Annotated in this window: 10 protein-coding genes; 9 read left to right on the top strand and 1 reads right to left on the bottom strand. The window is 73.7% G+C overall.

The genetic code is table 11. The annotated features are described in order from the left end of the window. Positions 1 to 26 precede the first annotated feature (26 nt). Positions 27 to 2,159, bottom strand: a complete 2,133-nt coding sequence (locus tag HH311_RS04055) for a molybdopterin-dependent oxidoreductase (RefSeq protein WP_169182224.1) — start codon at positions 2,157 to 2,159, stop codon at positions 27 to 29. Positions 2,160 to 2,343: 184 nt separating this feature from the next. Here HH311_RS04055 and HH311_RS04050 point away from each other — a divergent pair, with 184 nt between their 5' ends. From HH311_RS04050 to HH311_RS04010, 9 genes are all read left to right on the top strand, one after another. After that, positions 2,344 to 3,369: a helix-turn-helix domain-containing protein gene (locus HH311_RS04050; RefSeq protein ID WP_169182223.1), complete on the top strand. Its 1,026-nt coding sequence runs from the start codon at positions 2,344 to 2,346 to the stop codon at positions 3,367 to 3,369. A 409-nt stretch (positions 3,370 to 3,778) separates the two neighbouring features. Then, positions 3,779 to 4,303, top strand: a complete 525-nt coding sequence (locus HH311_RS04045; RefSeq protein ID WP_169182222.1) for a (2Fe-2S)-binding protein — start codon at positions 3,779 to 3,781, stop codon at positions 4,301 to 4,303. 1 nt (position 4,304) lies between these two features. Then, positions 4,305 to 6,806, top strand: a complete 2,502-nt coding sequence (locus tag HH311_RS04040) for a xanthine dehydrogenase family protein molybdopterin-binding subunit (protein WP_169182221.1) — start codon at positions 4,305 to 4,307, stop codon at positions 6,804 to 6,806. Beyond that, positions 6,803 to 7,654 carry a xanthine dehydrogenase family protein subunit M gene (locus HH311_RS04035; protein WP_169182220.1) on the top strand — a complete coding sequence of 284 codons (852 nt, stop codon included), beginning with the start codon at positions 6,803 to 6,805 and terminating at the stop codon, positions 7,652 to 7,654. Before HH311_RS04040 ends, HH311_RS04035 begins: the two co-directional genes overlap by 4 nt. A 124-nt stretch (positions 7,655 to 7,778) precedes the next feature. After that, on the top strand, positions 7,779 to 8,657 hold the full coding sequence (locus HH311_RS04030) for an SRPBCC family protein (protein ID WP_169182219.1): 879 nt from the start codon (positions 7,779 to 7,781) through the stop codon (positions 8,655 to 8,657). Positions 8,658 to 8,860: 203 nt separating this feature from the next. Further along, complete coding sequence (locus HH311_RS04025) at positions 8,861 to 10,081, top strand: CaiB/BaiF CoA-transferase family protein (RefSeq protein ID WP_169182218.1); 1,221 nt, start codon at positions 8,861 to 8,863, stop codon at positions 10,079 to 10,081. Beyond that, positions 10,081 to 11,082, top strand: a complete 1,002-nt coding sequence (locus HH311_RS04020) for a P1 family peptidase (protein WP_169182217.1) — start codon at positions 10,081 to 10,083, stop codon at positions 11,080 to 11,082. Before HH311_RS04025 ends, HH311_RS04020 begins: the two co-directional genes overlap by 1 nt. Next, entirely contained in the window at positions 11,079 to 11,912 is an 834-nt protein-coding gene (locus HH311_RS04015; RefSeq protein ID WP_312029933.1) for an endonuclease/exonuclease/phosphatase family protein, read from the top strand. Before HH311_RS04020 ends, HH311_RS04015 begins: the two co-directional genes overlap by 4 nt. Further along, positions 11,905 to 12,546, top strand: a complete 642-nt coding sequence (locus HH311_RS04010; RefSeq protein ID WP_169182216.1) for a helix-turn-helix domain-containing protein — start codon at positions 11,905 to 11,907, stop codon at positions 12,544 to 12,546. The genes HH311_RS04015 and HH311_RS04010 overlap by 8 nt, the downstream gene beginning before the upstream one ends. The last annotated feature ends 144 nt before the right edge of the window (positions 12,547 to 12,690 follow it).

Below are 12,690 nucleotides of genomic sequence, written 5' to 3'. Positions count from 1 at the left end.
CCGCGACGACCACCCCCGCTCCGGTCTCAGACCAGGCGGACCTCCACACGGGTGTCGGAGAAGGTCGGCGCGTTGCCGAGGTCGGCGAACACGAAGGGGTTCACCGCGTTCACGGTGCCGCCCTCCTTCGCGTTCTTGGGCCACGACCCCATGGGGCAGACCACGACGCCGGGCGCGACGTCCACCGAGAGGTGCGCGAGGGCGACGAAGCGGCCGCGGTCGTTCGAGATCTCGACGTAGCGGCCCTCCTCGATCCCCCGCAGGTCGGCGTCCTGGGGGTGGATCGTCAGCGTCTGCTCGCCCTGGACCCGCTTCTGCATGGCCTGGTCGCCCGCGCTGGAGTTGATGTACGCGTGCGACTTCGGCGAGAGCAGGTTGAGGGGGTACACCTCGGCGGTCTCGCGCGGGGCGACGTAGTGCGGGAGCGGGTCGACCGGGGTGCCGGGCTGGTGGTCGTCGGAGAGCTGCCGGAACAGGTTCACGACGAAGTTGCCCATCGCCTCGAGCGCCGAGCTGCGGAACTCGGTCTTCCCGGACGGCGTCGGGAAGCCGCCGTCCGCGTGGGGCCGGTACTCGTCGGCGCTGGGCAGGTTCAGGCGTGCCCAGCCGGTCTCGCGCAGCGAGTCGAGCGTGATGCCCTCCATCGCGGGGGCCGACCAGTCGTAGGCCTGCGCCAGCAGCTCCTCGTCGGTGAGCCGGAAGTACTCCTCGTCGAAGCCCATGCGCGCCGCCAGCCGGCGGAAGAGCTCGGTGTTCGGGATCGACTCCCCTTCCGGCTCGACGGCCGGGGTGTTCAGGGTGACGTAGAAGTGCCCCCAGCTGAACATGATGTCGTGCTGCTCGAGCGCCGTGGTGGCGGGCAGCACGATGTCGGCGTAGCGGGCGGTGTCGGTGAGGAAGTGGTCGCTGACCACGGTGAACAGGTCCTCACGGGCGAGCCCCCGCGCGATCTTGTCCTGTTCGGGGGACACGACCATCGGGTTGGAGTTGTAGACCATCAGCGCGGTGACGGGCGGGTCGAGGGCCAGCTCCCCGGTGAGCGCCCGGCCGAGCAGGAACTGGTTGACCACGCGCGTGCCCGGGGGCCGGTACTCCGGGTGCACGAAGGCCGGCCAGTTCACCGGGTGGGCCCACAGCGGCAGCTGCAGCAGCCCGCCGCCGACGTGGCGCCAGGCCCCGACCAGCGCGGGCAGGCAGGCGATCGAGCGCACGGTCTGGCCGCCGCCGGCGTGGCGCTCGATGGCGACGCCGATCCGGATGACCGCCGGGTCGGTGGTCGCGTACTCGCGCGCGAGCGTGCGGATGTCCTCGGCCGGGATGCCGGTCTCCCGCGACGCCCACTCCGGGGTGTACTGCACCACCCGCTGGGCGAGCTCGTCGAACCCCTCGGTGTGGTCGCGGACGTAGGCCTCGTCGTGCAGGCCCTCGCCGATGATCACGTGCATCATCGCCAGCGCGAGCGCGCCGTCGGTGCCCGGCCGGATCGGGATGTACCAGTCGGCGCGCTGCGCGGTGCGGTGGCGCATCGGGTCGATGCAGACGACCTTCGCGCCCCGCTTCTGGGCCTCGGCGATGAGCGGCCAGAGGTGCAGGTTCGTCGAGATCGTGTTGGTCGCCCAGATGATGATGTAGCGGGAGTGGACGAAGCTCTCCGGGTCGACCCCCGCGGTCGCGCCGATGGTGGCGGCGTACGCGGTGCAGGAGCCGGAGTCGCAGTACGTCCGCTCCGAGACGGTGGCGCCGAGGCGGTTGAAGAACGCGTCGCCGACGGTCAGTCCGTGGAGGACTCCCTGGTTGCCGAGGTAGCTGACCGGCATGACCGTCTCGGACCCGTGCTCGGCGATCTTCGCGCGGAACGTGTCCGCGATCGTGTCGAGGGCCTCGTCCCACGAGACCTGCTCGAAGCGCCCGCTGCCCTTCGGCCCGACGCGGCGCATCGGGTGCAGCAGCCGGTCGGGGCTGTAGGTCTTGTCCGGGTAGTTGTTGACCTTGACGCACAGGCCGCCGCGGGTGAACGGGTGGTCCGGGTCGCCGGCGACCTTGGTGGCGCGGCCGTCCTCGACGGTCACGAGCATCGCGCAGGTGTCGGGACAGTCGTGGGGGCAGGCGCCGCGCACCGTCGTGGTGGTGGGCGTCAGCGGGACGTCGATCGTCGTCACGGAGGGCTCCTCGGGTGGTGGTCCGCGGGAGTGGGGTCGTCCTCGACCGTGGGCGGGCAGATGGTGGCCGCGGGGGAGCGCGGCACGCTTGTCGCAGAGCGCCAGATGCCCGTCACCGGTCGTTGACGGGTTCCGGGGAGGGTCCTAACGTCGACTGATCCTCCACCTGACCGGGAGCTCCTCGGTGACTCGAGAACCCTGTCCCGTCGGGCCCTTCCCGGACACCGGGCCCGAGTACGCCAACCGCAGCGCGGCGGACGAGACCGAGGGCGTCGCCCCCTGGTGCGACATGCTGCGCGAGCACTTCGTCGCGCTCGACGTCGACGACGTGGACCGCGACGGCCCCTTCCCGAGCCGGGTCCGCAGCACGCTGGTCGGGCACCTCTCGGCCGCCGTCGTCAGCTCGGCGCCCCAGAGCGCCCACCGCACCCCGGGGCTCGCCCGGCACGATCCGCACACCTACCTCCAGGTCGGGATGGTCGCCGAGGGCACCGCGGTGCTGGAGCAGGACGGCCGGCAGGCGGTGCTCGGACGCGGCGCCTACGCGGTGTACGAGACCGACCGGCCGTTCACCTGGCACTTCGACGGCCCGTGGAAGCTGCTGGTCCTGACGTGGCCGCGCGAGCTGGTGGCGCTCGGCGGGGACGTGACGCGCGCGGCGACCGCCCGGACCCTCGGCGGCGACCGCCTCGGCGCGATCGTCGGGCACGCCCTGGCGGACACCGCGTTGTCGCCGCCGGCGCTGAGCGACGCGGGCGGCGGCCGGCTCGCCGGGCAGCTCGCCGCCCTGCTCGGGACCGCCGTCGGGGAGTCGCTGCGCCGCGGGGACGTGCTCTCCCCCAGCAGCGCGGCCGACCTGCGCCGGCGGGTCGACGCCTACGTCGCGGAGCACCTCGAGGACCCCGCGCTCGGGCCGGAGGACATCGCCCGCGCCCACTTCATCTCCGTCCGGGCCCTGCACCGGGTGTTCGCCGACGCCGAGGAGACCGTCGGCGCCCTGGTCCGGCGGCGCCGCCTCGAGCACGCCCGCCGCCGCCTGCTCGACCCCCGCGACGCCGGGCTCTCCCTGACCGAGATCGCGTGCGCGTGCGGGTTCGCCGACCTGGCGTCGTTCAGCCGGGCCTTCAAGCTCCGCTACCACGAACCCCCCGGCAGCTACCGGCGGCGCGCCGGTCTGCGCGACGACCGCCGACCCCCGGCGGGGGCATGAGGTCGGGGTGAGGCATGCCCCTCCGTTCGGAGGGGCACTTCGCTGCCCGGACCGCCCCATTTTGCGCGACCCCACTGCGTGTCCGTCCGGTTACCACCCCTCCGGCGTCGCACCTGCGGAGTCATCCGTCACCTGCATCCGCATCTTCGGGTTCGGGTGCGGGCGGCGCCGTGACCAGGGGGGACGGCGACGGCGACGCACCCCGGCGGGGCGTTGCGCCGAGACGATCTCGGGGGTGTGATGTGGCCGCCACCACGCTGACGGGCGTGACGGCGTCGTCGTGCCGGGCGGGTGCCCGAGGCCCCTGCCCGAACGGGCTGCCCGACACGACGGGACCACCACCACGACGACGTGCTCGCCCCTCGGAGTCCCGCGGACCGCGGGCTCGGGCGTGTGAAGGAGTGAATCCATGGCACGCATCCGGACCACCGTCGACGGCCTCGTCTACGAGGACGACGTCGAGCCCCGCATGCTGCTCGTGCAGTACCTGAGGGAACGCCTCGGCAAGACCGGCACGGTGATCGGCTGCGACACCAGCAACTGCGGTGCCTGCACCGTGCACCTCGACGGTCTGTCGGTGAAGTCCTGCTCCGTGCTGGCCGTGCAGGCCAACGGCAGCGAGGTCCTCACCGTCGAGGGTCTCGAGCGCGACGGCCAGCTGCACCCGGTCCAGCAGGCGTTCCACGACAACCACGCCCTGCAGTGCGGCTACTGCACGCCGGGCATGATCATGCAGTCGATCGACCTCCTCGGCGACAACCCGGACCCCTCCGAGCACGAGGTCCGCGAGGGCATCGAGGGGAACCTCTGCCGGTGCACGGGCTACCAGAACATCGTCCGGGCCGTGCAGGACGCCGCCCAGAAGATGAAGCCGGGGGCCCACGCGTCGACCTCGTCGTCGGCCGCGCAGCCCGTCGCGGGCGGGGGAGCCTGACATGACGACGACCGAGAACCCGACGAACGCGCCGGCTCCGGAGATCGGGCGCGACCGTCGCCGCAAGGAGGACCGTCGGCTCATCACCGGGCGCACCCGGTGGACCGACAACCAGGCCATCACCGGCCTGCTGCACCTCTCGATCGTGCGCAGCCCGTTCGCCCACGCCGAGATCCAGGGCATCGACACCAGCGCCGCGAAGCAGGTCCCGGGCGTGGTCGGGGTCTACACGGCCGCCGACATCGGTGCCGACGCGGTTCAGCTGCCCTGCGCCTGGCCGATCACCAAGGACATGAAGGCGCCCCAGCGGCCGGCCCTGGCCGGCAGCCGGGTCAACTTCGCCGGCGAGGGCGTGGCCGTCGTCGTGGCGCGCTCCGCGGCGATCGCCAAGGACGCCGCCGAGCTGGTCGAGGTCGACTACGCCGAGCTCGAGCCGGTGCTGGACATGGAGGACGCCCTCAAGGACGGGGCCACCCTGGTCCACCCGGAGATCGGCACCAACGCGAACGCGCAGTGGGTGTTCGACTCGGGCGAGGCCGGCTCGGGCGGGTCGGTGGCCGAGGCCCTGTCCGCGGCTGAGAAGGACGACGACCAGGTCGTCATCCACCGCCGCTTCCGTCAGCAGCGCCTCGTGCCGGTGTTCATGGAGCCGCGCTCCACCGTGGTCGACCCGACCGGCGAGCAGCTGGTCATGTGGTCGTCGACCCAGGTGCCGCACATCCTCAAGACGATGCTGGCGCTGACCCTCGGCCTGCCCGAGAACAAGCTCCGGGTCATCGCCCCGGACGTGGGCGGCGGCTTCGGCGGCAAGATCGCGGTGGCGCCGGAGGAGGTCGTCACCCTCCTGGTGGCCCGCAAGCTGGGCAAGCCGGTGAAGTGGACCGAGACCCGCTCGGAGTCGCTGCTCACCGCGCACCACGGGCGCGACCAGATCCAGGACCTGACGATCGCCGTCACCAAGGACGGCATCATCAAGGGCCTCGACGTCAAGCTCCTGGCGGACATGGGCGCCTACCTCGGCCTCGTCGGGCCGGGCGTGCCGATCCTCGGCGCGTTCATGTTCAACGCGATCTACAAGATCCCGGCCTACCGCTTCGACTGCACGAACGTCTTCACCACCAAGACGCTCACCGACGCCTACCGCGGCGCCGGCCGCCCGGAGGCCACCTTCGGTATCGAGCGGATGATGGACGAGGTCGCCGTCGAGCTCGGCATCGAGCCGATGGAACTGCGGCGGAAGAACTGGATCAAGCACGAGGAGTTCCCGTACACGACGGTCAGCACGCTGACCTACGACACGGGCAACTACGAGGCGGCCACCGACCAGGCGCTGCAGATGTTCGACTACGACGGCCTCCGTCGCGAGCAGCAGGAGCGCCGGCAGCGCGGGGACGTCAAGCAGCTCGGCATCGGCATCTCGACCTTCACCGAGATGTGCGGCCTGGCCCCGTCCCGCGTGCTCGGCTCGCTGGACTACGGCGCCGGCGGCTGGGAGACCGCGTCCATCCGGATGCTGCCCACCGGCAAGGCCGAGGTCGTCGTCGGCGTCAGCCCGCACGGGCAGGGCCACGAGACCGCCTTCTCGCAGATCGTGGCGGACAAGCTCGGGATCGCCTTCGAGGACGTCGAGATCCTCCACGGCGACACCCAGTCGTCCTACCGCGGCCTCGACACCTACGGCTCGCGCTCGCTGGCCGTCGGTGGCATCGCCATGGTCAAGGCGGCCGAGAAGGTCATCGAGAAGGCCAAGCCGATCGCCGCGCACATGCTCGAGGCCTCCGAGGACGACCTCGAGTTCACGGGCGGCAAGTTCACGGTCAAGGGCACCGACAAGGGCGTGGGCATCGCGGACGTGGCGCTGGCCGTGTTCGCCGCGCACGACTACCCCGAGGGCATCGAGCCCGATATCGACGCCCACGCGACGTTCGACCCCGAGAACTTCTCGTTCCCGCACGGCACCCACCTGTGCGCGGTCGAGGTCGACACCGAGACCGGGTTCGTGCACCTCCACAAGTACGTCTGCGTGGACGACGTCGGCACGGTGATCAACCCGCTGATCGTCGAGGGCCAGGTCCACGGCGGCCTGGCGCAGGGCATCGCCCAGGCGCTCTTCGAGGAGGCGCCGTACGACGAGTCCGGGACGCTGCTCTCGGGCACGCTGGTCGACTACACGCTGCCCTCGGCGGCCGACCTGATCAGCTTCGACACGGCCAACACGGCGACCCCCTCGACGACCAACCCGCTGGGCGTCAAGGGCGTGGGCGAGGCGGGCACCATCGCCTCCACCCCCGCCGTCGTGAACGCGGTCCTGGACGCCGTGCGGCAGTACGGCGTGAAGGACATCGACATGCCGACCACGCCCTTCCGGGTGTGGACGGCGATCAACTCGGCCAAGGGCACCGCCGGTCGCGGCGACGAGGCGGACGTCGCCTCGCCGGGCGCCGGGCTGGGCTCGACGGCGAGCGACATCTCGAAGGGCGACACCCAGGGAGGGCACCTGTGATCCCGGCATCGTTCGACTACGTCCGGCCGACCTCGGTCGACGAGGCGGTGCAGGCGCTGGTCGAGGGCGGCGACGACGCGAAGCTCCTGGCCGGCGGCCAGAGCTTCATCCCCGTCCTGCGCCTGCGCATGGGTGACCCGTCGCTCGTGGTCGACCTCGGCGGCATCCCCGAGCTGCGCGGGGTGCGCGAGGAGGGCGACCAGATCGTGGTCGGGGCCATGACGACCCACCACGAGGTCACCCGCGACGACCTGCTCGCCCAGCACGTGGCCCTGATCCAGGAGGCCACGAAGACGGTCGCGGACCCGCAGGTCCGCCACCGCGGGACCCTCGGCGGGGCGCTCGCCCACGCCGACCCCGCGGGCGACCTGGCGGCGCCGACGCTCGCGCTCGACGCCGAGCTCGTCGTCGTCGGGCAGAACGGTGAGCGGCGGGTGCCGGCGGCGGAGTTCTTCGAGGACTACTTCACGACGGCCATCGGCCCCGGGGAGATCCTCACCGCGATCCGGTTCCCGAAGTACACCGGCTGGGGCGCGCGGTACGAGAAGTTCAACCGGGTCGCGCAGGCCTGGTCGATCGTCGCCGTCGCCGCCACGGTCAAGGTCGAGGGCGGGTCGATCACCGACGCCCGCATCGGCCTGACCAACATGGCGGGCACGCCCGTCCGGGCGCGGGGTGTCGAGACCGCGCTCGTCGGGCAGACGATGTCCGAGGAGACGGTCCGCGCTGCCGCGCAGGCCGCCGCCGAGGGCACCAGCCCCACGTCGGACGCCGACGCCGGCTCGGACTACCGCGAGCACCTCGCTCGCGTGCTCACGGGCCGGGCGGTGCTCGCCGCGGCCGGCTGAGCCCTCGTCGTCCCCGCCCATCGGGGCGACAGCGAGGCCCGTCTCCGCTCATCGCTCGATTTTCCGGGCGAGGGCGGCGACGGGCCTCGCGCGTGTCGCCCCTCGTGCCGTATGGAGGTTGGTCATGCAACTGGAGAACACGTTCACCGTCCCGGTGGACATCGACACCGTCTACGACGCCCTCAACGACCCCGAGAAGGTCACGCCCTGCTTCCCGGGCGCGACCCTCACCTCCGCGGACGGTGACGACTTCACCGGCACCGTGAAGGTCAAGCTCGGACCCATCTCGATGACCTACAAGGGCAAGGGCACCTTCGTCGAGCGCGACAAGACCGCCCACAAGGTGGTGGTCGACGCCCAGGGCCGCGACTCCCGCGGCAACGGCACGGCCTCGGCCAAGGCGACGCTGACCATGAGCGAGGCCGGCAGCGGCCAGACGAAGGTCACCGTGCTCACCGAGATGCAGGTGACCGGGAAGCCCGCGCAGTTCGGCCGCGGCGTGATGGCCGACGTCGGCGACAAGATCCTCGGGCAGTTCGCGTCCTGCCTGGCCGACGAGTTCGCCGACGCCCCGGCGCCGGCCGCCTCGTCGGGGGCGTCGTCGTCGAGCACGTCGAACGGTGCGGCGCCCGCCGCCTCGTCCGGTGCCGCGCCGGTCTCCGGGGAGGCCACGCCGGTGTCGCAGCCGGCCGCGCCGACCCCGGTCGCGTCCGCCTCGGGCGCCCCCGAGGCCGCGCCGGTCGCGTCGACGGTCGCCGAGGCCCGCAAGGAGAACGCGACGGCGGCCAAGCCCGGCGCCTCGCCCGCGTCCGGGGCCGGCCCGCAGCCGGTGGCGGAGGCGCCGCGGTCGAGCTCGGCCGAGCGTCCGAAGCGCCAGCAGGCCGAGGCCATCGACCTGCTCGACTCCTCCCGGGACGCGGTGCTCAAGCGGGTGGCGCCGGTCGCGGCCGGTGTCGGTGTGCTCGCGCTGATCTTCCTGATCATCCGGCTCGCGCGCCGCTGATCCCGACGGCGGCTCGCCGCCCCGCCCGGCCCGGCCCGGCCCGGTGGCAGCAACGGCACATTGCTGCCACCGGGCGGGCGGATGGCGCTGTCCACCCGTCTGCACCCGGGCCGGCTAGTGGCAGCAACGGCACATTGCTGCCGCCGGCCGGGCGGACGGCGCCGTTCACGCATCGGGGACCCGACGGCGCCAGAATGTCGACCATGACCGCTGTCGCCGACGACGAGACCGTGCCCGGACCCCTCGCGGGCCTGCGCGTGCTGGAGATGGGCACGATCATCGCGGGCCCCTTCGCCGCGCGGATCCTCGGTGACTACGGCGCCGACGTCGTGAAGATCGAGCCGCCGGGCCGGCCCGACCCGGTCCGCGACTGGGGGCAGGGCGACTACCACGGACACCGGTTCATGTGGACCGTGCTCGGCCGCAACAAGCGCTGCATCACCCTGGACCTGCGCAGCGACCGCGGCCAGGAGCTCCTGCTCCGGCTCGTCGAGCGGACCGACATCGTCGTCGAGAACTTCCGCCCGGGCACCCTCGAGCGCTGGAACCTCGGCTACGACCGGCTCGCCGCGGTGAACCCCGGGCTCATCCTCGGGCGCGTCTCGGGCTACGGCCAGACCGGTCCGTACGCCTCGCTGCCCGGCTACGCGTCGGTGGCCGAGGCGATGAGTGGGCTGCGCGGCATCAACGGCTACCCCGACCAGCCGCCGCCGCGCACCGCGGTCTCCCTCGGCGACTCCCTCGCCGGGATGGTCGGCGTCCAGGGCGTGCTCGCGGCGCTGTACCGGCGCTCGGTGACCGGGAAGGGCCAGGTCGTCGACATCGCGATCACCGAGGCCTGCCTGTCGGTGCTCGAGTCGTGCATCCCGGAGTACGACAAGCTGGGGCGGGTCCGGCGGCCGAGCGGCACCCGGCTCGACGGGATCGCGCCGTCGAACATCTACCAGGCCGCCGACGGGCTCTGGATGGTCGTCGCGGCCAACCAGGACACCGTCTTCCGGCGGCTCTGCGCCGTCATGGACCGCCCCGAGCTCGCCGAGGACCCGCGGTTCGCCGACCACGTCGCCCGCGGGGAGAACCAGGACGAGATCGACGGCATCGTCGCCGCCTGGGTGGCGGCCCGCCCGGCCGAGGAGGTCCGGCGCCTGCTCGACGGGGCCGGGGTCATCGTCGGGCCCATCAACACCATCGCCGAGGTGGTGCACGACGAGCAGTTCAACGCCCGGGGCATGCTCGTCCCGCACCACGACGAGCGGTTCGGCGAGGACGTGCTCGGGCCCGGCGTCGTCCCGACCTTCGCCGCGACGCCGGGCAGCGTGCGCCGGGCGGGCACCGCGCCGGGCGCGGACAACCGGGAGGTCTACGGCGAGCTCGGGCTCTCGCCCGACGAGGTCGACGCGCTCGCCGCGGACGGGGTCGTCTGATGCGGGTCGGGCACGCCCAGCGGATCGGCGACGGCGCCCTGACCGGCACCACCGTGGTGGTGCCGGGTCCCGACGGTGCCGTGGCCGGCGTCGACGTGCGCGGCGGCGGTCCGGGCACGCGGGAGACCGACGCGCTCGACCCCCGCACGCTCGTCGACCGGGTGCACGCCGTGGTGCTCTCCGGCGGTTCCGCGTACGGCCTCGCCGCGGCCAGCGGGGTGACCGACGCGCTGGGGGAGCAGGGGGTGGGCTTCCCGGTCGGTCCGGGGCCGGGTGAGGCAGGGGCGAGCGGAGCGACGGGGTCGTGGGTGGTGCCCATCGTCCCGGCCGCGGTGGTGTTCGACCTCGGGCGCGGCGGCGACTTCCGGGCGCGTCCCGACGCCGCCCTGGGCGCGGCCGCGCTCGCGGCAGCCGTCGAGGGGCCGTCGGCGCAGGGTGTCGTCGGTGCGGGGACCGGGGCGCTGGTGGGCGGGCTCAAGGGCGGGGTCGGGACGGCGTCGGAGGCGACACCGCACGGCACCGTCACCGCGCTGTGCGTCGTCAACGCCGCCGGCTCGGCCGTCGACCCGCGCACCGGTGAGCTGTGGGCCGCCCGGCACCTCACCGCCGACGACGCCGTCCCTCCCGCACTGCCCGACGATCGGACGGAGCTGTTGGGGCGCCTCGCCGCCGCGGCCGCGCCGCCGACGCTGAACACGACCATCGGGGCGGTCTGGACCGACGCGACGCTGTCGGTGGCGCAGTGCTCCAAGCTCGCCGCCGTCGCGCACAGCGGCCTCGCCCGCGCCGTCCGCCCCACCCACGGCATGACCGACGGGGACACGTTCTTCGCGCTGTCGACCACCGAACGGCCGGCGCCCGACCTCGCCGGGCTGCAGGCCCTGCTCACCGCGGGCGCGGACGCCGTCACGCGGGCCGTCGGGAACGCCGTGCTGGCGGCGGAGACCGTGACGACCGCGGCGGGGACGTACCGCTCGTACCGCGACGTCGTGACCGGGTGACCGGCGTGCGCCTGCGGGTGGCGACGTGGAACCTGTGGTGGCGCCACGGCGACCCCGAGCGGCGTCGCCCCGCGATCCTGGCCGCCCTGCGCGAGCTCGACGCCGACGTCGTCGCGCTGCAGGAGGTGTGGTGGCACGCCGAGGGCTCCTTCGCCGACGAGCTGGCCGCCGAGCTCGGCATGCACGTCGCGCTGCGCCCCTCGCGAGACCCGTCGTCGTGGAGCTCCGCGCTGCCCGGCACCGACGCATACGGGATCGGGAACGCGGTGCTCGCCCGGGGCGCGCTCGGTGAACCGGCCGTCACGACGCTGCCGGCGCCGGCTTCGGAGGGACCGGCCCGGATGCTCCTCGACGTCGTCGTCGCGACCCCGGCCGGCTCGTGCCGCGTGGTGACCGTCCACCTCACGTCGACGCCGGCGTCGGCCCTGCGCTGCGAGCAGGTCCGGACGGTCGCGGCGCACGTCGCGGCGGCGCCGCGCACCGACCTGCCCCCGATCGTGCTCGGCGACTTCAACGCCGAGGCCGCCTCGGACGAGATGCGCCTGCTCGAGGGGCTGCTGACGGCGCCCGCCGAGCCCGGGCTGCTGCTGATCAACACCCGTCGGTGGGCGGCCGATCCCGACGCGCCGACCTGGGACCCCCGCAACCCGCACGTCGCGGCGACCGGCTCGCCGCCGGTGCGCATCGACCACCTGCTCGTCGGGCTGGGCCGCGGCCGGGTGCCGGTCCGGGTCGCGCACTCGGCGGTGTTCGGCGACCGGCCGGTCGACGGTGTCTGGCCCTCCGACCACGCCGGCGTCATCGTGGACCTGGAGGTGGGTGATGGGTGAGGGCAGCGGGCACAGCGTGCATCCCTGGACCCGCGACGCCTCCGGCCCGTCGCTGATCCTGCCTGACGGGTGCCTCGACGTGATCGTCCGTCCCGACGGCGAGGCGATCGTCGCCGGGCCGGACGCGACGGCCCGGGAGAGCGTCGACGTGGGTCGGTACGTGGGGGTGCGGTTCTCCCACGGCCTCGGCCCGCTGGTGCTCGGGGTGCCCGCCGACGAGCTCACCGGGCGGGTGGTGCCCCTGGCCGACGTGGTGGGCCGGGCGGCCGCCTCGGACGTCGGGGCGGGGGACGTGGCGGCGCTGCGGGGCTGGGTGGCGCGGCGGCTGGCGACGGTGCACGACGACGACCCCTGGGCCCCGGCCGCGTTCGCGGCTGCCGCCGTCGGGAACCCGGTGACGGCGATCGCCGCGCGGGCCGGGCTCTCCGCCCGCACCCTGCAGCGTCGCTGCCACGCCCGGTTCGGGTACGGCCCGCAGCACCTCGGCCGGGTCCTGCGGCTGCAGCGCGCGCTCGCGCTGCACCGTCGGGGGCTCGCGTGGGCGGACGTCGCGGCCGACGCCGGCTACGTCGACCAGCCGCACCTCGCCCGGGAGTGCCGGGCGCTCACGGGGCGGGCGCCGACGCGGCTGTGAATGGGTGCTCGCGCGGGCGGGGCCGGGGCGGTCGGTGAGGGGCACACTGCGCATCGGCGGGGTCGTTCGGGCGTGCCTGAGGTGCTCCTCGGCAGCGTTGCCCTCCGGCCCCGCCGACGAGGGGCACACTGATCATCCGCGGGG

The organism is Actinomycetospora sp. TBRC 11914 (genome assembly GCF_012933465.1).
Classification (GTDB): Bacteria; Actinomycetota; Actinomycetes; order Mycobacteriales; family Pseudonocardiaceae; genus Actinomycetospora.
The sequence above is the reverse complement of the archived record's forward strand: the minus strand, read 5'-3'. Positions and strand labels throughout refer to the sequence as shown.

Coding starts and splice junctions, on each gene's coding strand:
- HH311_RS04045 (WP_169182222.1), top strand. CDS start 3,779: ATGGCACGCATCCGGACCACCGTCGACGGCCTCGTCTACGAGGACGAC.
- HH311_RS04040 (WP_169182221.1), top strand. CDS start 4,305: ATGACGACGACCGAGAACCCGACGAACGCGCCGGCTCCGGAGATCGGG.
- HH311_RS04030 (WP_169182219.1), top strand. CDS start 7,779: ATGCAACTGGAGAACACGTTCACCGTCCCGGTGGACATCGACACCGTC.
- HH311_RS04025 (WP_169182218.1), top strand. CDS start 8,861: ATGACCGCTGTCGCCGACGACGAGACCGTGCCCGGACCCCTCGCGGGC.
- HH311_RS04020 (WP_169182217.1), top strand. CDS start 10,081: ATGCGGGTCGGGCACGCCCAGCGGATCGGCGACGGCGCCCTGACCGGC.
- HH311_RS04010 (WP_169182216.1), top strand. CDS start 11,905: ATGGGTGAGGGCAGCGGGCACAGCGTGCATCCCTGGACCCGCGACGCC.